The following is a 22,815-nucleotide window of genomic DNA, read 5'->3' as shown; positions in this document are numbered from 1 at the left end:
GCTGGCGACGGCGGGCTGTGGCCGGCCGGCGCAGCCCGCGCCGGTGCCGAGCGCCGCCACGCCCACCCCGACCGGTCCGCGTGCCCCCGCCGACGTGGTGCTGCTGTCCGAGGTCGACCCGAGCATCGTGGCGGACATCAGGTACGCCGGCCCGCACAACTTCGTCGGCCGTCCGGTGGACGGCTACGACGAGCCGCTGTGCCTGCTCACCCGGCCCGCCGCCGAGGCGCTGCGCCGGGTGCAGGACGCGGCCCGCGCCCAGCGGCTGAGCCTGCGGGTGTACGACTGCTACCGGCCGACCCGCGCCGCCGACGCGTTCGTCCGCTGGGCGAAGGACCCCGCCGCGCAGCGGATGAAGGCGGAGTTCTATCCCCGGGTGGCCAAGTCGAGGCTCTTCGCCGACGGGTACCTCGGCGCGCCCACCGCGCACAGCCGGGGCAGCACCCTCGACCTGACCCTGGAGCCCCGCCCGGCCCCGCCCCGCGCCTCGTACGCCCCGGGCCAGCCGCTGGTGGCCTGCACCGACCCGGCCGACCGGCGGTTCGCCGACGGCACCCTCGACATGGGCACCGGATTCGACTGCTTCGACCCGCTCGCGCACACCGCCGACGCCCGGGTCACCGGGGCCGCCCGGACCCACCGGGAACTGCTGGAACGCCTGATGACGCAGGAGGGCTTCGTCAACTACGACCGGGAGTGGTGGCACTACCGGTACGCCGACGAGCCCTACCCCGACACCTACTTCGACTTCCCGGTGGCCCGCGCGTCCCTGCCCCGCTGACCGGCCCGGTCGTCCCAGGCGGGCCACCGCCGGGACGCCGGCCGCGACCGGCACCTCCGGTCGGCACGAATTCCGGCGGGCCGGCAGCTGTGGGCCGCTAGGCTGCCCGACGGCTCCCGGCCGCCCGCCCGGGGCGACCCCGCGTCCCCCGGAGGACCCTCGACATGACCACCGAACGGATCGGCCCGCCGCTGCGCGCCGGGGAGCGGGAGACGCTGCGCGCCTTCCTCGACTTCCACCGGGCCACCCTCGCCATGAAGTGTGACGGGCTGACCGACGAGGAACTGCGCCAGCGGGCCGTGCCGACGTCGAACCTGACCCTGCTGGGCCTGCTGCGGCACCTCGCCGAGGTGGAACGCGCCTGGTTCCGGCGGGTGATCGACGCCGAGGACGTCCCGCTGCTCTGGTCGGAGGACGGCGACTACCAGCAGGCGTACGACCCGACGGGGTCGACCGGCGCGGAGGCGTTCGCGGCGTGGCAGCGGGAGGTGGCGCACTCCCGGCGTATCGAGCGGGCGGCGGCCTCGCTCGACGTCACCGGCCACCAGGCGCGCTGGGGCGAGGACGTGTCGCTGCGCCTGGTGATGCTGCACATGATGCACGAGTACGCCCGGCACAACGGCCACGCCGACCTGCTGCGGGAGGCCGTCGACGGCAGCGTGGGCGTCTGACCCGCCGACCCGGCCCAGCCGTCCTCGCCCCCGGCCCGGCGGCCGGCGGCTCAGCCGGCGGTCGGCCGGGTGCGCAGCGGCAGCCAGGCCAGCACGTCCTGGATCGTGGCGTCCCAGTACGGCCAGTCGTGGTCGCCGGGGGAGAAGTCCACGGTCACCGGCACGCCCCGGTCCCGGGCGGCGGCGACGAAACGCTCGTTGTCGTCGTAGAGGAAGTCCTCGGTGCCGCAGGCGACGTAGAGCGGGGGAGTGTCGGCCCCGGCCCGGCCCACCAGCGCCACGGTGTCGTCGTCGGGGCCGGCCGTCGGGGCGTCGCCCCAGACGGTGTGCCAGACGTCCGGGTCGAGCGGACGGTCCGGGGCGTGCCGGCGGTGGGCGACGTTGAGCGCCCCGGACAGGCTGGCCGCGGCGGCGAACCGCTCCGGCTGCCGCAGCGCCCACTTCACCGCCCCGTAGCCGCCCATCGACAGCCCGGCGACGAAGGTGTCCTCCCGGCGGTCGGAGAGCCGGAAGAACGACCGGCAGACCCGGGGCAGCTCCTCGGTGAGGAACGTCCAGTACCGGTTGCCGTGCGTCTCGTCGGTGTAGAAGCTGCGGCCGACCTGCGGCATCACGACGGCCAGGCCCAGCGACGCCACGTAGCGCTCGATCGCGGTCTGGCGAACCCAGGCGGTGTCGTCGTCGCTGAGGCCGTGCAGCAGGTAGAGCACCGGCGGGTCGCCGTCGTCCGGTCCCGTGGGCAACCCCGGGTCGGGTTGCGGCAGGATCACCGTCATCGACGTGCTCATGCCCAGGGCCTCGGAGTCGAAGTCGCACCGCATCAATGCCATGTCCATGGACCGTACCGCCACGTCCCCGCCGGTGGCACCTAGGCTGTCGCCATGCCCGCCGAGGACGCCGTGATCGACCTGGACACCCCCGGGCACGGGCCCGTCGCCGCGCCCATCTCCCGGCACATGCCGCGCCCCCGGGTCGCCCTGGGCCTCGCCTTCGCCGCCGGCCTCGGGCTGGGCGGCTGGGGCGTACACCGGTCGGAGCAGGCACGTGCGGACCGGCAGCGGGACGCGACGGTCGTGCTGGTGGCGCTGCCCGCCGGGGTGGGCGGCGGCGGGGTGAACTCCGGGGGCCGGGCCCGGATCGAAGGGTCACTGGCGGTGGTCAACGCCGGGCCGTCCCCGGTCACGGTACGGTCGGTGCGGGCGGACAGCCCCACCGTCCTCGTCCGTGATCTCGGGCAGACCCGGCTGATCCGGCCCGGCGGCACCGGCTGGATCGGCGTGGTGGTGCTGTTCCCGTGCGGTGGGACCCTCGGGACGGAGCCGCTGACGGTGCGGTTCTCCGTGCAGACCGCCGACGGGCAGGTCCGGGAGGCGGCCTACCCGGTCGCGGTGGTGGGCAGCGTCTGGGCCGACACGCTGTCCCGGATGTGCGGGCCGGGCTGACCGGGCCGTCGGGGGAGTGGATATCCGTTTGCGACGGTGCGGGCGTCCGCCTAGGTTCGACGGCAACGCCACACCGACCAACCGGGGAGCACACCGTGTCGCCGTACCTCAGCACCGAGACCACGCGGTCCCAGCCGCGCGGCGGTGTGCTGTCGCCAGCCGGTGAACGAGCCCGGGGTTGTCGGTGGCGATCGGGGTGGCGGCGCGGATAGCGCCGGCGCGACTGCGCAGCCGCCCACCCCACCAGGGGACCGGGCGGCTTTTTCGACCCCCACACCCGCCGAGGGGTGTAGCTCAACTGGCAGAGCACCGGATTCCAAACCCGACGGTCGCAGGTTCGAATCCTGTCACCCCTGCTCCCACGAACGAGGAGAACGATCATGGCATTCACCCCGCTGCCGGGCACCAAGGCCCCGGTACGGGTCTGGACCGACCCGTACGGCATCGAGCCGCAGGCCGCGCAGCAGTTGCGCAACATCGGCGCGCTGCCCTGGGTGCAGGGCGTCGCGGTGATGCCGGACGTGCACTACGGCAAGGGCGCCACCGTCGGCTCGGTGATCGCGATGCGGCAGGCCGTCTCGCCGGCCGCCGTCGGGGTGGACATCGGCTGCGGGATGAGCGCGGTACGCACCTCGCTCACCGCCGCCGACCTGCCCGACGACCTCGCGCCGCTGCGGTCGGCGATCGAGGCGGCCGTCCCGGTCGGCTTCGCCAAGCGGGACGACCCGGTCGACCCGCGTCGGGTCCGGGGCCTGGAGCAGCGCGGCTGGGACGACTTCTGGGCCCGGTTCGCCACCCTTGACCGGAAGGTGGCGCAGCTGGAGAGCCGGGCCCGGAACCAGTTGGGCACCCTCGGTGGCGGCAACCACTTCATCGAGGTCTGCGTCGAGCAGGACGGCCCGGACGCCGGGCAGGTCTGGCTGATGCTGCACTCCGGTTCCCGCAACATCGGCAAGGAGTTGGCCGAGCGGCACATCGGGGTGGCCCGTGCCCTGCCGCACAACGCCGACCTGCCCGACCGGGACCTGGCGGTGTTCCTCGCCGGCACCCCGGAGATGGACGCCTACCGGCGGGACCTGTGGTGGGCGCAGGAGTACGCGCGGCGCAACCGGGCGGTCATGCTGGCCCTGCTCTGCGGCGTGGTCCGGGACGCCTTCCCGCAGGTCAGCTACGGTGAGCCGATCTCCTGCCACCACAACTACGTGGCGGAGGAGCACTACGACGGGGTGGACGTGCTGGTGACCCGCAAGGGGGCGATCCGGGCCGGCCGGGGGGACCTGGGCATCATCCCGGGGTCGATGGGCACCGGGTCGTACATCGTGCGGGGGCGGGGGAACCCCGACGCGTACTGCTCGGCGTCGCACGGGGCCGGCCGGCGGATGTCCCGGGCGCAGGCGAAGCGCACGTTCGACACCGCCGACCTGGCCCGGCAGACCGCCGGGGTGGAGTGCCGCAAGGACGCCGGGGTGGTCGACGAGATCCCCGGCGCGTACAAGGACATCACCGAGGTGATGGCCCGGCAGGACGACCTGGTCGAGGTGGTGGCCCACCTCAAGCAGGTGGTGTGTGTGAAGGGTTAGACCGGCCGACGCCCTCAGGGCGTCGGCCGTGAGCCCCGGTGGCGCAGCGGACAGCGCGCCGGTCTACGAAACCGGAGAGCCCAGGTTCGAATCCTGGTCGGGGCACCTTGCGGAAGTTCAGGTTCTAGCCGAGGTCGTGCACCTCCAGCCCTCGCATGATCAGCATCCGCATCGAGCCGAACCCGTGGAGATCCGCGTCGGATGACAGGTTCGCCACCTCGCGGAGCACCGGTTCGACGTCGATGCCGCACTCGCGGGCCCGGTTGCACAGCCACCAGATCGTCATCAGCTCGTCGCGCGGATCGGCCCCCTGATCCATCGCGGAGACATGGACGAGTCGTCGGCGGAACTCTCCGACCGAATCCCACGCCACCGGTAGGTGGGCGGCCCAACGGAAGGACGGGTAAGCCCGGAAGATGTCTCGGACCTCCGCACGGGCCGGCGCACCGCCGGTCTCGTACGCGTCCAACAGCGCATCGAGCGCGGCGGACGCCTCGGCCGCCACCCCGGCTTCCTCCACCGGCGGCTGCGCTTGCCGGATCTCGGCCATCCAGTTCGGATCGTTGAGGTCGACCGGGCGCTTGGCGATCTCCCGCAACAGATCGTCGATCACGGCGACATCCGCACGGACCGCGGCAAGATTCATGCCGTCATTGTGTTGTCCCCAAGGAGGTCCACCGGGTCAGGGGGGCCGGTAACCGCGACCGTCGGGGCTCGGGTGGGCACGTCATGCCGCGTCGAGTTTGTAGCCGACCCCGCGTACGGTGCGCAGCAGCCGGGACGCGGCCGGGTCGTGGTCGACCTTGGCCCGTAACCGCTGCACCGCCACGTCGACCAGGCGGGAGTCGCCGAGGTGGGAGTGCCGCCAGACCCGGTCCAGCAGTAGCTCCCGGGTGAACACCTGGCCGGGCCGGCGGGCCAGCTCCGTCAACAGCCGGAACTCGGTGGCGGTGAGGGTCAGCTCCCGTCCGTCACGGCGGGCCACGAAGCGGGCCGGGTCGACCTCCAGCGGCCCGACCGTCAGCACGGGCTCGGTGGGCACGGCGTGGCCCCGGCGCAGCACCGCCCGGACCCGGGCCACCAGTTCCGACAGGTCGAACGGTTTGCGCAGGCAGTCGTCCGCGCCGCACTCCAGGCCGACCACCACGTCGATGGTGTCGGTGCTGGCGGTCAACATCAGGATCGGCACCTGGCTGCTACGCCGGATCTCCCGGCAGACCTCCAGCCCGTCCAGGCCGGGCAGCAGCGCGTCCAGGATGATCAGGTCGACCGGCCCGGCCCGCCAGGCGGCCAGCGCGGCCCGGCCGTCGGCGGCGGTGCTCACCCGGAATCCGGCCCGGCGCAGACCGAGGGCGGTGGCCTCCCTGATGGAGGCATCGTCCTCGACCAGCAGCACCCGGCCGTCCATGGTGTTCCCAGGGTAGCCCCGGGGCGGCCGGCCTCGACCCGGCGCAACGGCCGGTGCCGGGAGCCGATCGACGTCGGCCCCCGGCCCGCCGGGCGGTCACCGCCGCCGTCACTCCTGCCACTGGTGTGCCACGTCGAGCACGATCCGGCTGTGCGTTCCGGGGCCGGCGAGCAGCAGCACCCGGAACGGCAACGAGGCCCGGACGCCCACCGCGAAGGTGCTGTAGCCCTCGAAGGTGCCCCCGTAGACGACGTCGCGCAGGGTGCGGTAGCCGAGCACGGTCGCCACGTGGTCGCCGGCCCGGTACGGGTAGCCGACGGCGGGCTCCCGCAACTGCACCCGCAGCATCGCCCCGCCTGCCGTGTACGGCGACATCGCCAACCCCTGCCCCTCGGTGAACGCCTCGCCGTAGCCGACCGAGTAACCGTCGGCGGACCCGTCGAACTCGAAGACCAGCCGGTCGTAGCAGTCCTGCTGCCCGGTGCGGGTGGTCAGCAGCGGGGCCGGGTTCAGGGCACCCCCGGTCTTACCGGCGCTGCCCCAGGTGATTCCGCAGTAGGGCGCGGCGGCGGTGCGGAGCCGGCCGGCGGCGGTCGCCGTACCGACGGTGGTGAGCAGCACGGCCAGTACGGCCGTGACCGCCATCAGGGTCCTGGTGGAACGCATGGTGTCCTCCCGTTCGACGTCTCCGGCGCGGGTGGCCGGTCGGGTCGACGGTCCACCGGGCGGGCCACAGCGGCCCCACCGGCACGTAACAGCCGGGCAACAACGGTGACCACGCTGCTTCTCGGACCACCTAGGGTCGCGACCTCGGCCGGTCGCGGCCCGGCACACCCACCCGGGGTGGGGCCGGCTCCGGCGCGGCACCCCGGTCAGGGCGGGTCAGTCCGATGGTGGCGGCGAGGCGGGCGACGTCGGCCGGGGTGCGGCCCGCGCGGAGCACTGCGGTCAGGGCGGCGCGGGCGGCGGGGCGGGCGCGGGTCTCGCCGGGGGCGGTGCGGTCGGCGGTGAGCAGGGCCCGCCCGGCGGCGTCGGGGTCGCCGAGGTCGAGGTGGCTGCGGGTGATGTCGATGAGGTGGGCGGCGCGGTGCTCGGCGGGGAGCCGTCGCCAGCCGTCATGCTCGGTGGCCCGACGGTGCAGGACGACGGCCCTGTGGTGGTCGCCGAGGTGGGTGGCGGTCAGGGCGCGGGCGAGGTCGACGCTGGCGGGGCCGAACGTGATGCCGTCCGGGTCGTGCCGCTCGTGGGCGGTGGCGAGTGGGGCGGCGCGTTCGGTCAGGTCGTGGGCGGTGGCGGCGTCGCCGTAGCTGGCGGCGGCGAGGGCGGCCTCGATCAGCAGCGCCCCGGTCAGGGCCAGCGCCGGCGGGTCGCCCTGCGCCGCCGCCGGATCGAGTTGGCGTACGGCGGTGAGGGCGGCGGTCACGGCCAGCCGGCCCCGCCGCAGCGCCCGGAGCACCTGCGCGAGGGTCACCGCCACGCGGCCGATCCGCACCGGGTCACCACGGGTGGCGGTCATCATGGCCCGGTCGGCGGCCAGCCAGGCCAGCTGGGCGTCCCCGAGCTTGACCAGCGTCTGGGCGGTGAGCCGGTGGACCCGCACCAGCAGGTCGAGCACGGGCGGGTCCACAGGGCCGGTGTGGCCGGCGTGGCGGCTGTCGGCGAGCAGGTCGGGCAGCATCCGCAACACCTGGGGGTGCTGCCCGTTGCGGTACGCCGCCCAGGCGTACCCGGCCTGGTCGTCGAGCTGCCGCAGCAGCGGTCCGACCGGGGTGGACGCCGGGGGGTCGTGGCGGGCCAGCGCCGCCCTGACCCGTTCCACGGCGGCACCGACGTCGGTGTCCGGTGCCGGCGTACGGCCGCCGAGCAGGAGTTGCGGTGCGACGCCGAGTGCGCCGGCCACGGTGTCGATGACGGAGAGCCGGTCGAGGGTACGCACCCCCCGCTCGACCTTGTCGACCCAGCTCTTCGACTTGCCGATCCGGTCGGCGAAGACCTGTTGGCTCATGCCCCGGCGCGCCCGTAGCTCGGCCATCCGCCGGCCGATCGCCGGCTCGGTGCCGGTGCGCTGCCGGCCGGGGCCGGTCACCTGTCGTGCCCCGGCACCGGCGCGGTGTGGGTGGACCCGCCGCAGCGGGGACACCACCGGGACTTGACCCGGAATGCGAGCAGCCCGAGCAGGAAGCCCGGCACCACCCCCCCGAACACCACCGACAGCACACTGGAGATCACGAGCGCCCCCGCTCTCCGGCCCCGGCAGCGGAACTGTCCGCCGGGGTGTGGTGATGGGACCAGGGGTTCACGACAGACTCGTGCTGCATGGGGCCGCTCCTACGTGGGGTCGATTCCATGGCCCCTACCCCGTCCGTGCTCGCCAAGGAACCGGTCGGTGTAGGGGCCTTCCCTCGTAGACAAGGATGGCAGATTGTCTGCTGACAATCAATGTGTCCTGTATTTATGCGGCTACTTGCGGGCGGGGAGCTCGTATACCAGCTCGTACATCTCGGCATCGAGCACCATGAGGGACACCTCGACGCAGCGATCGTCCGCGTAGGCATGCCTGGTGATCTCGAAGACCAGGCTGCCTTCTCGGCGCAGGCTCAGCCCTTCTCGCCCGTCAACCCCGTTGATCTCCTCGGGAGTCGGTGCACGGCTGATGACCCGTTCCACGAATCTCGTCGGTCGGAAGCCCTGTTCGGCGAGCCGGGCGAACGTGCCACCGGGTCCGGTGTCCGTGTGTTCGATCCGCGTGCCACGGGTCAGATCCGTCGGTAGGTAGGCGGTGGCGAGCTGAACTGAGCGTCGGTCCCGGACGTAACGGCGGTACCTCGACAGCACGACGTCGCCACGCGGCACTCCGAGGGCATCGGCAACCTGTGCCGGTGGTACGACATCGCCGACGGTGACGTCAACGGCCTTCGGCGGGTCCGCCGAGTCGTGTGCCTGGATCGACAGCCCACGTCCCCACCGATCTGGCGAGAGTCTGCCCGGCGAGGTGCGCGGGATACGGCTGGCCCGCACGAAGCTGCCGGAGCCCCGGCGCGACTCGATCAAGCCCTCGGCTCGCAGGCGATCGATCGCCTTCTCCGCAACGCCACGCGCTACGGCCTCGTCTGGGTTCGCGGCGAACTCGCGAATGGTGGGCAGCTTCGCGCCGGCTTCGTAGCCCTTCATCCCTTCCTTGATCCTGCGCCTGAGCTCGGCAGCGAAGCTGTCGGCGCTGTGCTTCCGGCCGTGGCCGCTCGCGTCGTTCATCGGAATCTCCAACTGTCGTCTGACAGAAGGCTACTTGCGGGACGGTTTGGGTATCCGACCAACCCAATGGTCGACCGTCAGAGATTTATCTCAGGTTGCATGGACTGTCATAAGACAATGCCGATTACTTGACGTGTCTGTTTCGATGCTTTCTGTCTAACGCTCCAACGTCACTCAACCGAGGTGTCGAGGTCAAGCCCTTCGGCTCGACCTCGACCGCCCGGCGTTGGCTAGTGCTGGACTACCTCAACCACGGACGTCGTCACCGCAGTGAGTACGGCCGCGATCGACAGCGGGAGAGCCTGTGTTTCCCTCAGCCACACGACGCCGTGGGGCCGCCGTGCCGGGCAACCTCGGTTGATCCTCCGCCTCCTTGGTGCGGTCATTGACAAAACTCCTGCTGCTCATGCCTGGGCTGCCTCTCGGGTTTCTGCCTACTACTCCGACAAAGACTTCTCGGAGTCACAGTGAAGTAGCTGTCCGCGATGGCGGCAAGGCGTGCCGCCGGAATGAGTCCCCCTGAATGCCGTATTCGACAGCACTGCAAGCCGTTCAACAGCTCAAACAACGGCTGGTCGCAGTCGGCATAAGCTGCACCGCCCCGGACCGGAAGTGGTTGGCCTACTCCACCACCGCCGGCATAGCCACCAGGCGCCAGGTGCTTCGTCCGGCTACGTAGGCGGCGTCACAGGTGTCGGTTCATCGTCCGCGTTGATGCTCTCCGGGCGTCGAGGCAGTAGGCAAGTCACCGGCCAGGGCCGTGCCTGACCGGGGCAATCGCATCATCGACATCACGCAGCTTCTGAGCCGGGCCGGGGCGACGATCCGTGTCAACTGACGGATCTGTGCGGTGATTCAACCGGCAGGGCGTGAGTCTCCCCACCGACCGGATCGTTATACCCGTAGTGTCCGAATGGCGCCCCCGCTGGAGGTCCGACCATGCACCGTCGTCTGACTACGCTGCTCGCCGCGCCGCTGCTCGCCGCGCTCGCCGCCTGCGGCACCGTCGCCGCGCAGGCCGCGCCGCAGCCGCCGCCCTCGTCGCCCGTGCCAGGACAGTCGTACTGGCCAGGTCAGGAGGCGCTGATGGACGCCGGCGCTCGGGTGGGTGAGGTCGCCCCGGGTCGGTGGCCGGCCGCGTACGCCGGCGTGGTCCTGGACGTGCCAGGCGGGCGCCTGCTGGTCTACCGCGTGCCGACCGCCGGTATGGACGCGGCGGTACGCGCCCTGGCGCCGGCGGTGCTGGTCGACTTCGTCGACGCCACGTACTCGGCGGCGAATCTTGAGGAATGGGCCGCCAAGGTTCGGGACGACCAGGCGTTCTGGCAGCAGCGGGGGGTGACGGTGCACAGTATCGGCACCGATTTCGGCAGGTGCGTGACGGTGGGCCTGGCCGACCCGCAACGCGACGGCGGGAAGGTGCTTGCCCGCTACTCCAAGGCGGCGTTGTGCGTGGAGCGGGGGTACGCCTCAGACCCGCTTACGGCGAACTGAGCCAGCGTCGAGGGCCGCACGCTCCTCAGACGCAGCACCCGGCTCCTGGACAGCGACCGCGTCTCTCCACAGTCCCGGCAGGAACTGACGTCTATCGTCTACAGCCTGCGAGCAGACGGAGTCACCGGCACAGGGACGGGCAGATGAACGACGACCACGACGCCGCCGGAGCCATGCGCTTCGTCTTCGAGACCGGCGTACTCAAACGCGCCGCCCGCACCGGTTGGTGGTTCGCCGGCATCAAAGACCCCGAATCCATTGCCGAGCACTCGTTCCGGACCGCGCTGATCGGGATGATGCTCGCCGCTATGGAAGGTGCCGACCCGGCCCGGGTGTCGATGCTGTGCGTCCTGCACGACACCCAGGAAACCCGGATCACCGACATCCCGCACATTGCCAGGCGCTACCTCACCGCCGCACCCAACACCACAGTCACCGCCGACCAGGTCGCCGCCTGCCCGCCGGCCGTCGCCGACCTGATCAACGCCGCCGTCGCAGAATACGAAGCGGGCGAGACACCGGAGGCCATCGTCGCCCGCGATGCCGACAAGCTGGAATGCCTCGTCCAAGCAGTTGAATACCGCCACCAGGGCATCGACAACGTCCAACGTTGGATCGACAGCTCACGTGCGGCACTGAAGACCCCCAGCGCGCACCGCCTCGCCGACGCCGCCCTCAGCGGACAACCCCTCGCCTGGCTCACCCCACCCCCATCACCGGCATAGCCACCAGGCACAAGCAGCCATGACACCGCACTCAAATGAAAGACCGAGGTTAGGCGTTGCCGACGCTGGCCAGGGTTTCGGCCAGCACCAGGGGGTTGAGGTAGTCGCGGTACGAGACGACCAGGCCGTCCCTGATCCGCAGAACGGCAATGATTGTCTGGTGCAGGGGTGCGCCGGTGGGGACCACAGTGCCGTGCGCTTCGTACTCGACGATCACCACCTCTGGGTCGGTGGTTTCGTGGATCACCGTGTTGCGGTACTCGTCGAACGTGACGAGGCCATTGGCTTGCGCGGTCAGAAACTCGCGGAGCTGGTCGCGGCCCTCCACGCGGCCCGGTATGCCTGCCGGTAGGTACGGCCACTCGATATAGCCGTCCGGCGCGAACAGGTTGACGAACCTGTCGGTGTCCTGCTCGCGGCTCGCGCGCAGGATCTGCTCGACGACTTCGCGTGATGTGGCGGCCACGGCCGCCCCCTTTCGTTCAACGGTTGTTGATTGAACGAGCGTAGAACGGCAGGGAGTCTTCGGTCAACAACCGTAGAATGAACCCGTGACTGAATCGAGCGCCCGCCCTACCCGAGCGCAGCAGCGCCTCCAGAGCGAGGAACGCATCCTCGCCGCAGCGCGCCAGATCTTTGCCGAACTCGGCTACGACCGGACCACGATCCGGGCCGTGGCGTCCGCTGCTGGTGTCGACGCCGGCCTGGTCATGCACTACTTCGGCAGCAAGGACCTGCTCTTCGCCCGAGCCGTCGAGGTGCCCGCCGACGAGCTGCCCGGTGGCACCTCAGGGGAGGTGGCCGAGGCGCTGCTCACGTCGCTGCGTCGGCGCCTGACCGGCGAGCCGACGGCCTCCCTGGCGGTGCTGCGCTCGATGCTCACCAACGCCGACGCCGCCGATCGGTACCGGGCCGCCGGGGAGCCCCAGCTCAACCAGCTCACGGAGACAATCTCCGCGCCTGACGCCCACCTACGCGCAAGCCTGCTCAGCGCGATCATCCACGGCGTGATAGCCGAGCGACACCTGCTGCGCCTCACGCACCTCGCGGACGCCTCACCCGAGCAGATCGTCGACCTACTGCGCCCGTGCTTCCACAGCCTGACCACAGCTCCGCCGACATCGGGGAAGCCCTTGTAGACAACCGTGGAGTCTGCCCGTTCCGGATCGCCTCGCGCAGGTTCCGTTGGCCGGCTGCTCTGCGCTCGTACCGTCTTAAATGGTTTGCCGGTGGTCGGTGGGCGCTGGGATGCTGCGGCCGACCGGGAGCGGGGAGGGCCAGCATGCCGTCGGAGTCCGGGCCGGAAGTCCGTACCGTCGCCGGTGTCCTGTGCGGCTGCCGGGAGGCGGGCCGGGCGGTGTTCCGTGGCATCCCGTACGCCGAGCCGCCGGTCGGAGCCCTCCGGTTCGCCGCGCCGCAGCCGGTACGCGGCTGGGCGGGCGTACGTCTGGCGCTCGCCTTCGGTCCGCCGCCCCCGCAGCCCGGCGCGTTCGGGACGTCCCCGCAGGGGGCCGGCGACGACTGGCTGACCCTCAACGTCTGGACGCCGGACCCGGACCCGGCGGCGGGGCTGCCGGTCCTGGTGTGGATTCCCGGTGGTGGTTACCTCGTCGGTTGTTCCGGCCTCCCGGAGTACGACGGCGGGCACCTCGCCGCCACTGGAACCGTGGTGGTGACGCTCAACTACCGCCTCGGCTTCGAGGGTTTCGGGCAGGTCGACGGGGCCCCGGCCAACCGGGGGCTGCTCGACCAGGTCGCGGCCCTGCGCTGGGTGCGGGACAACATCCGCGCCTTCGGTGGCGACCCGGACCGGGTAACGGTCTTCGGGCAGTCGGCCGGCGGCGGCTCGGTCGCCGCCCTGCTGGCCATGCCGCGCGCCGCCGGGCTGTTCCGGCGCGCGGTCGCGCAGAGCGTGCCGGGGACGTTCTTCTCGCCCGAACTGGCCGCCGACGTCACCGCCGCCTGCGCCGCCGAGCTGGGGGTACGACCGACCCTGGCCGACCTGTCGACGGTGGCTCCGGACCGGCTGCCGGCGGTGGGCGAGGTGATCTCGGCCAAGATTCTCCAGTGGCGGGAGCGGTGGGGGTCGATCACCCACCGGCCGATCCCGTTCGCGCCGGTCGTCGACGGTGACGTGCTGCCGGCGACCCCGTGGCGGGCGCTGGCCGATGGTGCCGCGCGGGACGTCGACCTGCTCGTCGGGCACACCCGGGACGAGCACCGGCTGTTCAGCCTGCTCGACGGGGTGCTCGGCCAGGTCACGCCGGAACAGACCGGGACCGCGCTGCGGATGCTGGCCCCGGGCCCGGACGGCGTCGACCGGTACCGGGCGGCGTTCCCGGACGCGACCGACGAGCAGCTGTACGAACTGGTCAACGCGGACTGGCTGTTCCGGATGCCGAGCCTGCACCTGGCCGAGGCGCAACTCGCCGGTGGCGGCCGGGTGCACCTCTACGAGCTGACCTGGCCGGCGTCGGGCCTGGGCGGTGGCCTCGGTGCCTGTCACGGCCTGGACGTGCCGCTGGTCTTCGGCAACCTGACCAGCGGGCAGCCCGCCATGCTGATCGGTGACCCGCCTCCTCCGACGGCGCAGGAGCTGTCCGGGCAGTTACGCGGGGCGTGGACGGCGTTCGCCGCGACCGGCGACCCCGGGTGGCCGTCGTACGACGCCGAGCGCCGCACGCGCATCTTCGACGAGCGGCCGGTGGTCGTCGCCTATCCGGAGGAAACCTCGCGGCGGCTGTGGCGGGACCACACCTTCGGCGCACTCCCGCTGCTCGCCCGGTAGCGCCAGTGCGGGGCGGGCCGCAGCCGACCGTTGCCACGGGGGTGGCACCATTCGAACAGTTTCAGCAATGCCAGGAGACGAGGCGGGATGACGCCTTCTCCCGAGAAGCTCGGCGAGATCTGTGCTGATTTCTAACTGTCGTCCGCCAGAAGGCACTGGCGCGAACCGGAGTTCCGTGCCGATCTCGCCCGCCGTGGCGATTCCCGCTCACCGACCCACATTCCGGGTGGCACGCCCGGTGGTCGAAACCGTATCCGAAAGGTCCACCATGGGGGCTCGGACCTGCGGGAAGTCGCGATCCCGCGAACCGTAGTGTCATTCTCATGACCGCCACACGCCGTTCTCGTACCGCCGTTGTCGCCGTGCTCGCCTCGGTGGGACTTGCGTCACTCGCCGGGTGCTCCGGAGACCCGGACGACGCGGCCACCGGGGAGTTCGGCGGTTCCCCCGCGCCGGCCTCCAGTGCGGCTCCCGCCGAGGAGAACGCGGACACCACCATCAGGTGCGCGCAGATCGCACCGTTGGCAGCACCCATCACCAAAGCCTTCACGTTCTCTGCCGACGATTCCGCGGAGGACCCGTCGAGCACATCGTGCGTGTGGACGAATGCGGCCGTCGGTGCCGCTTCGACGAAGATCGAGGACTATGCGACTCTCGGCATCACCCTCGACCGGACCGCCTGGAGCAAGGACGACCTCGCCTCGGTGCCGGGTGCGACCGACGACCCGCGCGCCGCTGCCCTCGGCGGCCGTGTCCTCTTGAAGGCGCAGGCGGACACGCTGGGAGATGCGGGCTCCGTGCAGGTTCTCTTCCCCGAGGGGACGGTCACCGTCGTGGCGACCGGTGCGCTCCTGAGCGCGTCGAAGGACACGTCGATCCCGGTGGATTCGGTGATCGGAGTCGCCACCGCCGTCGCCCAGTTGCGCCGGTAACCGGCAGCCCGACCGTGCGCCGCCGGGAGGCGGTGCCCGGGAAGCGGGGACGTCGGGGCCCACCGGCACGATCAGGGTGCCTTCGGGCGTGCGTCGTCGCCGAGCGGTCGCGCCGCTGTGGGGAGGTGGCCGGCGACGGTGCGGGCGAACCGGCGGGCCAGCAGGGCGAAGGCGTCGGTGAGCGCGTCCGGGCCGACGACGGTGATGTCGGCGTCGTACCGGGCGATGGTGGCGGCGAGGCTCACCCAGGACCAGGACCCGAGGGTGAGTCGGCAGCGGCCGGGGTCGATCTCCTCGACGAAGCCGTCGCGGGTGAAGCGGGCCACGGTCGCCGCCGGCAGGTCGAGGATCACCGTGCCCCGGCAGGGCCAGTCCGTCGAGGTGCCGCCCGAGCCCCGGAAGACCCCGGTGACGTACGTGGCGACGTCCCCGACGGGCAGGGGCCTCGGGGTGAAGCGCGGCCCGTGGGGCGGACGCAGGGTGATCCGGTCGACGCGGAAGGTCCGCCAGTCGGCCCGGTCGAGATCCCAGGCGACGACGTACCACCGGCCGTCCCAGGTGACGACGTGATGGGGTTCGGCGCGACGCGCGGGTCCGTCCGCGTCGGCGGACCCGTAGTCGAACCGTAGGATCTCGCGGGCGTGCGCGGCGGCGCTGATCGCCAGCAGCACCCCGCCGTCGACGGGTTCGGCCGGCCGGGTGGTGGGCCGCTCGACGGCGGTGACGCTGAGCGCCTCGATGCGGTGCCGTAGCCGGGAGGGCAGCACCTGTCGGACGGTGTGCAGCGCCCGCGCCGCGTCGTCGGCGAGCCCACCGTCCGCGCCGGTCGCGGCGACCTGGAGCGCGACGGTGAGGGCGACGGCCTGGTCGTCGTCGAACAGCAGCGGGGGCAGTTCGGTGCCGGCGGCGAGGCGGTAACCGCCGTCGGGGCCCTTGGCGGCGGCGACGGGGTAGCCGAGGTCCCGTAGCCGGTCGATGTCGCGGCGCACGGTCCGCAGGCTGATGCCCAGGCGTGCGGCCAGTGCGGTGCCGGACCAGTCCCGGCGGGTCTGCAACAGCGACAGCAGGGCCAGCAGGCGCGCGGACGTGGTCGGCATGACTGGATTCTGCCCGCAGTAGGTGACACATCCTGTCACCTACTGCTGCGAATCTTGCTCCCGACCAGCCCCACCGGGTGCCAAGCCCCATCAGCAAGGAGTCGACCATGGCCATCTCCGCCACCACGCACCTCAACTTCCGGGGTGACGCCCGCGCGGCGTTGGAGTTCTACCGGTCCGTGTTCGGTGGCCGCAGCACGGTCGTCAGCTACGGCGACCTCGGGATGCCGGGGGAACTGCCGGACGCCGACAAGGTCGTCTTCGGCCAGGTCACGGCCGACAACGGCTTCGCCGTCATGGCCTACGACGTGCCCAGCGGTGCCCCCGCCGCAGCCGCGCCGACCGCCACCACCCGCGAGAACGGGATGACGCTGACCGGCGAGCGGTTCTTCGTCTCCGTCCGTGGTGACAGCGCCGAGGAGGTCGGCGCGCTCTGGAACAGGCTCGCCGACGGTGCCGATCTGATCGAGAAGTACGGCCCCTCGCCGTGGGCCCCGGGCTTCGGGATGCTGACCGACCGGTTCGGCGTCACCTGGATTCTCGACGTCGCCGCCCCGTACGCCGGCTGACCGCCACGCGCCGGTCCGGGGCCGGCGACGTCGCCGGCCCCGGACCGGGTGGTCACTCGGTGCGCAGCCCGTCGGCGCGGGTGAGCCGCCACAGCAGGGGCAGGCTCAGCCCGGTGATCGCCAGGACGGTCAACGCGCCGAGTCCGACCGAGAAGCCGACCACCGGCCAGGCGACGGTGATCGGGGCCTGCACCATCCGCAACAGGGCCGCGCCGAGGCCGAGCCCGAAGCCGACGGCCAGCACCAGCCCGACCCCGACCGGCAGGGCGGTCTGCCACAGCACCGACCAGCCGAGGGTGCTGCGTCGGGTGCCCACCGCCACCAGCATGGCCAGCAGCCGGCGGCGCTCCCGCAACTGCTCCAGCGTGCCGACCAGCATGCTGGTGGCGATCAGCACCAGGGTGACGACCGTGCCGATGGCCAGGCCGCGCCGGATGTCGGCGAACCGGGGCGACTCGATGGTCGAGGAGAGCACGGACACGGGGGTGGTCAGGTCGATCGCGGCGGCGGCGTTGCGGACGTGTTCGACCGCGTCGGGGTCGGCCGGGTCGAGCTGGAGGTAGACGGTCGAGCGCAGCGGACCGAGGACCCGCGAGCCGACCGCGCCGGGAGTGACCAGCACCGCGTTCTGCATCCAGCCGGCCGGGTCGGGCCGGGCCTGCGCGGGCCGCGCCGTCGTCGGCACCCGCCACCGCGACCCGTCCTCGACGGTCAGCACCGTGCCGGCGGGGACGACCGCCGGGTCACGCGGATCGGACACCAGGAACGTGTCCCCGTCCACGCACCGGTCGAGGTGGGCGAACTCGGCCAACGCGGCGCAGTCGCCGACCCGGACGTCCACCGGCGGGCCGTCCGGCGAGCCGGCGTTGGCCCCGGCGCTGAGGGTGCCGGTCACGGCGGTCACCCCTTCGGCCGCGCCGAACTGCCGCAGCACCCCGGCCAGGTCCGGCTGGTCGCGGAACTGCACCTGCACCTGCGCCCGGGTGGTGTCCTGCCCGCTGGCGGTGGTGAAGTCCCCGGCGATCCCGGCGAAGAGCATCTGCAGGCCGATGGTGCCGGCGACGGCGACCGCGATGCCGTTGACCAGCCGGGCGGAGGTGGCGCTGTCCAGCTGCACCCGGCGGACCGCGAGCTGCCAGGGCACCGGGCCGCCGCGCAGCCGCCGCACCAGCAGGTCGGTCAGCCACGGCAGCAGGGTGACCGTGCCGATCAGCAGCAGCACCGCCCCGGCCGGCACCAGCCAGCGGGTGACCCCGCCGTCGGAGTCGCGCAGACCGGCCACGGGCAGGAGCATGGCCAGGCCGACGGCGGGCAGCAGCAGCCGCCACCAGAGCCGACGGCGGACCGGGGTGCTACGCCGGGCCACTCCGAGCGGCTCGACCACGACCGCGCGCAACGCCAGCATCGCCACCAGCACGGCCAGCGCCGGCACGGCCAGCACGACGGCCAGCAGCAGTGTGGTGGGCGGCCGGATGTCGGAGGCGTACACGCTGATGTCGTAGAGGGTGACCAGCGGGACCAGTTGGCGGCCGGCGAGCAGGAACCCGATGCCGACGGCGACCCCGAGCAGGGCGCCGGCGGCGGCCTCCCCGGCGGCGATCCGCCGGACCATGGTGGTGTCCGCGCCGACCAGGCGCAGCGCGGCGAGCCGCCGGTCGCGTCGCTCACCGCCGTAGCGCACGGCGGAGCCGAGGAACACCGCGATGGGCAGCAGCAGCACCACGAAGATGACCGCCACCAGCAGCATCAGCACCGGGCCGAGACCCTCGCCGGGCAGCCCGCCGCCGAACCTGTCCAGCCGGGTCGCCCCGGACGTGTCGGTCAGCCGGTCGTCGCCCTGGTAGTAGGCCAGTTCGTTGGGGCCGGCGAGGCCCTCGTCGGCGATGGTGCCGGTGACCCGCGCGCCGCCCAGCCGGGGGGTGAACAGCGGGCCGTCGGAGGAGTCGAGCAGCCGGCGCAGGGCGGGGGAGACGACCACCTCGCCGGGGGCGGGCAGGGCGGTCAGCCCCGGCGGGACGGGGGCGGCCGGTCCCTCCGGCCGCAGCAGTCGGCCCCGCACCGGCCGGCCCCGGAAGTCGGTGTCCAGCGCGTGGACCAGCAGGGTGCCGGGACCGGCCGCGACCTGTTCGCCGAACCGCAGGTCGTCGCGGGCGTCGCCGCGCGCCTGCCGGGCGTCGAGCGCCCCGGGCACGGCGGTGGCCAGCAGCAGCATGGCCACCCCGATGCCGACGCCGACGGCGGTGAGCAGCGCCCGGGTCCAACCCTCCCGGCCGCCCGTGACGGCCATCCGGGCGCCCATCGCCAGGTCCGCGAGCGCGCCCCGGCCGGTCACGCCGCGACCTCCAGGTTCCGGGTACGCCCGTCGCGCACCACGACCTCCCGGTCGGAGTACGCGGCCACCCGTGCCTCGTGGGTGACCAGGACCACCGCCGCCCCGCTGTCCCGGGCGGCCTCGGTGAGCAGCCGCATCACCCGTTCGCCGTTGAGCGAGTCCAGCGCGCCCGTCGGTTCGTCGGCGAAGATCACCCGGGGGCGGGTGACCAGCGCGCGGGCCACCGCGACGCGCTGGCCCTGGCCGCCGGAGACCTCGCCGGGGCGCTTGCCGGCCACTTCGGTCACCTCCAGCCGTTCCAGCCACTGCCCGGCGCGCTGTTCGGCCTCGCGGCGGGGGACGCGGGCCAGCCGCAGCGGCAGGGCGACGTTCTCCAGGCAGGTCAGCTCGGGCACCAACTGGCCGAACTGGAAGACGAACCCGAACGCCTCCCGGCGCAGGGCGCTGCGCCGGGCGTCGCTCATCGTCACCAGGTCCCGGCCGTCGAAGACGACCCGTCCCTGGTCGGGGCGGACGATCCCGGCGAGGCAGTGCAGCAGGGTGGACTTGCCGGAGCCGGACGACCCGAGCACCGCGACCACCTCGCCCTCGTCGATGCGCAGCGCGGCGTCGACCAGCGCCACCGTCTCGCCGAAGCGGCGGTGCAGGCCCTCGGCGACCAGCAGCGGGGCGCTCATCGGCGCACCTGCGCGGCCAGCTCGTCGAGGCGGGCGGTGGTGAGTTCGAGCCAGCGCAGGTCGGCCTCCAGGTGGAACAGGGCGTGGTCGCAGATCAACTGCTCGGCCAGGTCACCGTCGCGCTTGCGCCGGGTCAGCTCCCGCATCAGCCGCAGGTGCTCGGCGCGCTGCACGTCGAGCAGCTCGGCCGCCGCCCGGCCGGTGAGCAGGGCGAGCACCACCTTGGTGTAGAGGACGCTCTGCAGGTAGGGCTCGGGCTGCTCGGGGCGGGCCAGCCACTGCGCCACGTCGGCGACGCCCGCCTCGGTGATGGCGTACCGCTTGCGGTCGGGGCCCTCGCCGGGCTCGACCGCCTCCACCTCGACCAGGCCGCCGCGCAGCAGCCGGGACAGGGTCGCGTAGACCTGGCCGTAGGCGACCGGGCGGGAGTGGCCGAAGTGTTCGTCGTAGCGCCGTTTGATGTCGTAGCCGTGCCGGGGGGTCGCCTCCAGCAGGCCGAGAAAGGTCTGGCCGATGGACATGCCGGCGACTATACACACCGCGTATACGCGCGTTGTCTACACCCGGTGCCGACGTCGTCGCGCCCGGCTCCCGGGCCCCCTCCCGGCGTCGTCCGGGAATGTGACACCGTCCGACGGATTGACCCGCAGATTGATACATGTCAGTGTTTGCTTCCCCGGCGTCTCCGCCGCGACCCCACCCCCGGGTCGCGGGCTCCCGTGCACCCCCATGCCGACCCCGGCACACGGAACGGTGACGCCCGGGCGGACGCCCCGCCGACCCCCATGAGGAGCTCGCATGAAGCGCAGAACCCTGGCGATCGCCGCCGTCACCGCGGTGACGCTCGCCCTGGCCGCGCCACCGGCCTCGGCCACCCCGACCGCCCGGCCGGCCACCGCCGCGCCGGCCGTCGCCGCGCTCGCCGCCCCGGACGTATCGGTCAGCAACGTCCAGGCGCACCTGGCCCAGTTCCAGAGCATCGCCACCAGCAACGGCGGCAACCGGCGGGCCGGCTCGGCCGGCTACACCGCCTCGGTCGCCTACGTGAAGTCCAAGCTCCAGGCCGCCGGCTACACGGTCACCGAGCAGACCTGCACCAGCTGCACCTACCAGGGCAACAACGTGATCGCCGAGTGGCCGCAGGGCCCGAGCACCGACGTCGTCATGTTCGGCGCACACCTCGACGGGGTCGCCGCCGGGCCGGGCATCAACGACAACGGCTCCGGCTCGTCGGTGCTGCTGGAGAACGCCCTGGTGCTCGCCCAGCAGAACCCGACCATGACCAAGCGGGTCCGGTTCGCCTGGTGGAACGGCGAGGAGCAGGGCCTGCAGGGCTCCAAGTTCTACGTCAACTCGCTGACCACCGCCCAGAAGGGCTACATCAAGGGGTACTACAACTTCGACATGGTCGCCTCGACCAACGGCGGCTACTTCATCAACCGGGTCACCTCCACCACGGCCGCGCCGCTGAAGGCGTACTGGGACTCCCTCGGGCTGTCGCCGGAGGAGAACACCGAGGGCCAGGGCCGCTCCGACGACTACTCGTTCCAGCAGGCCGGCATCCCCACCTCCGGCTACGCGATGGGGGCCAGCGCCCGCAAGACCAGCTCCCAGGCCAGCAAGTGGGGCGGCACCGCCAACGCCGCGTACGACCCGTGCTACCACTCGTCCTGCGACACCACCAGCAACATCAACGCCACCGGGCTCAACCGCAGTGCCGACGGCGTCGCGTACGCCATCTGGGACCTCGCGGTCGGCGGCGGCACCCCGACCAACGACTTCTCGGTCGCGGTCAGCCCCACCGCCGGCGGCGTCGCCCAGGGTAGCTCCACCACCGCCACGGTCAGCACCGCCACCACCAGCGGCAGCGCCCAGACCGTCGCGCTGTCGGCCTCCGGCGCACCCAGCGGCGTGAGCGTCTCGTTCAGCCCGTCGTCGGTCACCTCCGGCGGCTCGGCCACCATGACGGTCAGCGCGTCGTCGAGCGCCACCCTCGGCACCTTCACGCTGACCGTGACCGGCACCGGCTCGGCCACCCGGACGGCCAGCTACACCGTCACCGTCACCGGCACCGGGAGCTGCACCGGCGGGCAGGTCATCGGCAACGGCGGCTTCGAGTCGGGCACCAGCCCGTGGACGGCCACCTCCGGCGTCATCACCAACTCGTCCAGCCAGCCGGCCCGTACCGGCTCCTACAAGGCGTGGCTCAACGGCAACGGCAGCACCAGCACCGACACGCTGTCCCAGTCGGTGACCGTGCCGGCCGGCTGCTCCTCCTACACCCTCGCCTTCTACCTGCACATCGACACCACCGAGCGGACCACCACCGTCGCGTACGACAAGCTGGTGGTCCAGGTCGGCAGCACCACGCTGGCGACGTACTCGAACCTCAACAAGGCGACCGGCTACACCCTGCGCTCGTTCGACGTGGGCGCGTACGCCGGGCAGACGGTGACCCTGAAGTTCACCGGCACCGAGGACGCCTCGTTGCAGACCAGCTTCGTCATCGACGACGTGACGTTGCAGGCGAGCTGACCGACCCGGGTGGGGTGGACGCCTGGTCCACCCCACCCGGACCGTCATGACGATAAATGTCATACCCGGGTCCGACCATGGGGGCATGGCTGCCCCCGCGCTGTCCCACCACAGTGGTCAACCCCGATCCGTGCCGCTGCGCGAGCTGCGTACCCGGCTGACCCAGCTGATCGCGATGGCCGAGCTGACCGACACGGTCACCCTGGTCACCCGCGACGGCGACACCCGGCCGGTCGCCGCGATCGTGCCCGCCCCCGCCGCCCGCAGCGCCGCCCAGGCCCGCGCCGACGGCGAACGCCTCGCCACGGTGACCGCCGGGTGGGCCCGCCGGCTGGAGGAGTCACACCGGCAGGGCGCCCTGCGGCACGCCGCCGAGCTGCGGGCCGTGACCGACGCCCTCGCCGAGGTCTGGGCCGAGCTGGACCGGCACGTCCCACCCGGCACCGACCCGGCCGTCGACCGGCTCTGCGCCGCCCACGCCGACCTGCGCCGCGACTGACCCCCGCCCCCCCCCCCCCCCCCCCCCCCCCCC

24 protein-coding genes, 2 tRNA genes and 1 pseudogene are annotated in these 22,815 nt (G+C 72.6%); 15 read left to right on the top strand and 12 right to left on the bottom strand.

The window, feature by feature from the left end; all coding sequences use genetic code 11:
• The first annotated feature begins 1 nt into the window (after window position 1).
• Both H1A17_RS28015 and H1A17_RS28010 read left to right on the top strand, forming a co-directional pair.
• On the top strand, window positions 2–781 hold the full coding sequence (locus tag H1A17_RS28015; protein ID WP_194823288.1) for a M15 family metallopeptidase: 780 nt from the start codon (window positions 2–4) through the stop codon (window positions 779–781).
• A gap of 164 nt (window positions 782–945) precedes the next feature.
• Window positions 946–1,452 carry a DinB family protein gene (locus H1A17_RS28010; protein WP_194823287.1) on the top strand — a complete coding sequence of 169 codons (507 nt, stop codon included), beginning with the start codon at window positions 946–948 and terminating at the stop codon, window positions 1,450–1,452.
• A gap of 50 nt (window positions 1,453–1,502) precedes the next feature.
• On the opposite strand, the gene H1A17_RS28005 is transcribed toward H1A17_RS28010, so the two are convergent.
• The gene (locus H1A17_RS28005; RefSeq protein WP_194823286.1) at window positions 1,503–2,282 is read right to left on the bottom strand and encodes an alpha/beta hydrolase family protein; all 780 of its coding nucleotides are present in this window, start codon (window positions 2,280–2,282) and stop codon (window positions 1,503–1,505) included.
• A gap of 51 nt (window positions 2,283–2,333) precedes the next feature.
• On the opposite strand from H1A17_RS28005, the gene H1A17_RS28000 reads away from it, so the two are divergent.
• The 4 genes from H1A17_RS28000 to H1A17_RS27985 all read left to right on the top strand — a co-directional run bounded on the left by H1A17_RS28000 (window position 2,334) and on the right by H1A17_RS27985 (window position 4,579).
• Complete coding sequence (locus tag H1A17_RS28000) at window positions 2,334–2,894, top strand: hypothetical protein (RefSeq protein ID WP_194823285.1); 561 nt, start codon at window positions 2,334–2,336, stop codon at window positions 2,892–2,894.
• 283 nt (window positions 2,895–3,177) lie between these two features.
• A tRNA-Trp gene (locus H1A17_RS27995) sits at window positions 3,178–3,250 on the top strand.
• 24 nt (window positions 3,251–3,274) lie between these two features.
• Window positions 3,275–4,474 (top strand): RtcB family protein, encoded by a 1,200-nt coding sequence (locus tag H1A17_RS27990; RefSeq protein ID WP_194823284.1) that lies wholly within the window; start codon window positions 3,275–3,277, stop codon window positions 4,472–4,474.
• 32 nt (window positions 4,475–4,506) lie between these two features.
• Window positions 4,507–4,579: transfer RNA gene (locus tag H1A17_RS27985), tRNA-Arg, on the top strand.
• Window positions 4,580–4,598: 19 nt separating this feature from the next.
• Here H1A17_RS27985 and H1A17_RS27980 read toward each other — a convergent pair.
• From H1A17_RS27980 to H1A17_RS27955, 6 genes are all read right to left on the bottom strand, one after another.
• Window positions 4,599–5,120, bottom strand: a complete 522-nt coding sequence (locus H1A17_RS27980; RefSeq protein WP_145919874.1) for a hypothetical protein — start codon at window positions 5,118–5,120, stop codon at window positions 4,599–4,601.
• An 81-nt stretch (window positions 5,121–5,201) separates the two neighbouring features.
• Window positions 5,202–5,882, bottom strand: coding sequence for a response regulator transcription factor (locus H1A17_RS27975; protein ID WP_145919875.1), 681 nt, complete (start codon window positions 5,880–5,882; stop codon window positions 5,202–5,204).
• A gap of 108 nt (window positions 5,883–5,990) precedes the next feature.
• A complete protein-coding gene (locus H1A17_RS27970; protein ID WP_194823283.1) occupies window positions 5,991–6,548 on the bottom strand; it encodes a hypothetical protein in 558 nt (185 codons plus the stop codon).
• Window positions 6,549–6,678: 130 nt separating this feature from the next.
• The gene (locus H1A17_RS27965) at window positions 6,679–7,968 is read right to left on the bottom strand and encodes a helix-turn-helix domain-containing protein (RefSeq protein ID WP_194823282.1); all 1,290 of its coding nucleotides are present in this window, start codon (window positions 7,966–7,968) and stop codon (window positions 6,679–6,681) included.
• On the bottom strand, window positions 7,965–8,111 hold the full coding sequence (locus H1A17_RS27960) for a hypothetical protein (protein WP_194823281.1): 147 nt from the start codon (window positions 8,109–8,111) through the stop codon (window positions 7,965–7,967). Before H1A17_RS27960 ends, H1A17_RS27965 begins: the two co-directional genes overlap by 4 nt.
• A 231-nt stretch (window positions 8,112–8,342) precedes the next feature.
• Complete coding sequence (locus H1A17_RS27955) at window positions 8,343–9,134, bottom strand: GntR family transcriptional regulator (RefSeq protein WP_194823280.1); 792 nt, start codon at window positions 9,132–9,134, stop codon at window positions 8,343–8,345.
• A gap of 939 nt (window positions 9,135–10,073) precedes the next feature.
• Here H1A17_RS27955 and H1A17_RS27950 point away from each other — a divergent pair.
• The 3 genes and pseudogenes from H1A17_RS27950 (at window position 10,074) to H1A17_RS27945 (ending at window position 11,353) form a co-directional block, all read left to right on the top strand.
• Window positions 10,074–10,628 (top strand): hypothetical protein, encoded by a 555-nt coding sequence (locus H1A17_RS27950; protein ID WP_194823279.1) that lies wholly within the window; start codon window positions 10,074–10,076, stop codon window positions 10,626–10,628.
• 9 nt (window positions 10,629–10,637) lie between these two features.
• A pseudogene (locus tag H1A17_RS34820) lies at window positions 10,638–10,775 on the top strand (transcriptional regulator); the annotation flags it as partial.
• Window positions 10,772–11,353: an HD family hydrolase gene (locus H1A17_RS27945; protein WP_194823278.1), complete on the top strand. Its 582-nt coding sequence runs from the start codon at window positions 10,772–10,774 to the stop codon at window positions 11,351–11,353. The pseudogene H1A17_RS34820 and the gene H1A17_RS27945, both read left to right, overlap by 4 nt.
• 49 nt (window positions 11,354–11,402) lie before the next feature.
• On the opposite strand, the gene H1A17_RS27940 is transcribed toward H1A17_RS27945, so the two are convergent.
• Window positions 11,403–11,819 (bottom strand): nuclear transport factor 2 family protein, encoded by a 417-nt coding sequence (locus H1A17_RS27940; RefSeq protein WP_194823277.1) that lies wholly within the window; start codon window positions 11,817–11,819, stop codon window positions 11,403–11,405.
• A gap of 85 nt (window positions 11,820–11,904) precedes the next feature.
• Here H1A17_RS27940 and H1A17_RS27935 point away from each other — a divergent pair, with 85 nt between their 5' ends.
• The 3 genes from H1A17_RS27935 (at window position 11,905) to H1A17_RS27925 (ending at window position 15,073) form a co-directional block, all read left to right on the top strand.
• On the top strand, window positions 11,905–12,492 hold the full coding sequence (locus H1A17_RS27935; protein ID WP_194823276.1) for a TetR family transcriptional regulator: 588 nt from the start codon (window positions 11,905–11,907) through the stop codon (window positions 12,490–12,492).
• A gap of 143 nt (window positions 12,493–12,635) precedes the next feature.
• A complete protein-coding gene (locus H1A17_RS27930) occupies window positions 12,636–14,141 on the top strand; it encodes a carboxylesterase/lipase family protein (protein ID WP_194823275.1) in 1,506 nt (501 codons plus the stop codon).
• A 323-nt stretch (window positions 14,142–14,464) separates the two neighbouring features.
• Window positions 14,465–15,073: a hypothetical protein gene (locus H1A17_RS27925; protein ID WP_145919880.1), complete on the top strand. Its 609-nt coding sequence runs from the start codon at window positions 14,465–14,467 to the stop codon at window positions 15,071–15,073.
• Between the two features lie 71 nt (window positions 15,074–15,144).
• On the opposite strand, the gene H1A17_RS27920 is transcribed toward H1A17_RS27925, so the two are convergent.
• On the bottom strand, window positions 15,145–16,170 hold the full coding sequence (locus H1A17_RS27920) for a YafY family protein (RefSeq protein ID WP_194823274.1): 1,026 nt from the start codon (window positions 16,168–16,170) through the stop codon (window positions 15,145–15,147).
• A gap of 107 nt (window positions 16,171–16,277) precedes the next feature.
• Here H1A17_RS27920 and H1A17_RS27915 point away from each other — a divergent pair, with 107 nt between their 5' ends.
• On the top strand, window positions 16,278–16,739 hold the full coding sequence (locus H1A17_RS27915; protein WP_145919882.1) for a VOC family protein: 462 nt from the start codon (window positions 16,278–16,280) through the stop codon (window positions 16,737–16,739).
• A gap of 52 nt (window positions 16,740–16,791) precedes the next feature.
• Here the strand turns inward: H1A17_RS27915 and H1A17_RS27910 are convergent, their stop codons facing one another.
• Genes H1A17_RS27910 through H1A17_RS27900 form a run of 3 tightly spaced genes read right to left on the bottom strand, consistent with a single transcriptional unit; the run spans window position 16,792 to window position 20,269 of the window.
• The gene (locus H1A17_RS27910; RefSeq protein WP_168222493.1) at window positions 16,792–19,071 is read right to left on the bottom strand and encodes an ABC transporter permease; all 2,280 of its coding nucleotides are present in this window, start codon (window positions 19,069–19,071) and stop codon (window positions 16,792–16,794) included.
• Window positions 19,068–19,748 (bottom strand): ABC transporter ATP-binding protein, encoded by a 681-nt coding sequence (locus H1A17_RS27905; RefSeq protein WP_194823273.1) that lies wholly within the window; start codon window positions 19,746–19,748, stop codon window positions 19,068–19,070. The genes H1A17_RS27910 and H1A17_RS27905 overlap by 4 nt, the downstream gene beginning before the upstream one ends.
• On the bottom strand, window positions 19,745–20,269 hold the full coding sequence (locus H1A17_RS27900; RefSeq protein ID WP_145919884.1) for a PadR family transcriptional regulator: 525 nt from the start codon (window positions 20,267–20,269) through the stop codon (window positions 19,745–19,747). Before H1A17_RS27900 ends, H1A17_RS27905 begins: the two co-directional genes overlap by 4 nt.
• Before the next feature lie 277 nt (window positions 20,270–20,546).
• Between H1A17_RS27900 and H1A17_RS27895 the strand changes: the two genes are divergently transcribed.
• On the top strand, window positions 20,547–22,283 hold the full coding sequence (locus tag H1A17_RS27895; RefSeq protein WP_194823272.1) for a M28 family peptidase: 1,737 nt from the start codon (window positions 20,547–20,549) through the stop codon (window positions 22,281–22,283).
• Window positions 22,284–22,368: 85 nt separating this feature from the next.
• The gene (locus tag H1A17_RS27890) at window positions 22,369–22,782 is read left to right on the top strand and encodes a type II toxin-antitoxin system Phd/YefM family antitoxin (RefSeq protein WP_194823271.1); all 414 of its coding nucleotides are present in this window, start codon (window positions 22,369–22,371) and stop codon (window positions 22,780–22,782) included.
• Window positions 22,783–22,815 lie beyond the last annotated feature (33 nt).

The sequence above is a fragment of the Micromonospora sp. S-DT3-3-22 genome (assembly GCF_015354745.1).
Lineage (GTDB): Bacteria > Actinomycetota > Actinomycetes > Mycobacteriales > Micromonosporaceae > Micromonospora > Micromonospora wenchangensis.
Note: the sequence above shows the minus strand (reverse complement) of the source record. Positions and strands in the feature narration are given on the sequence as shown.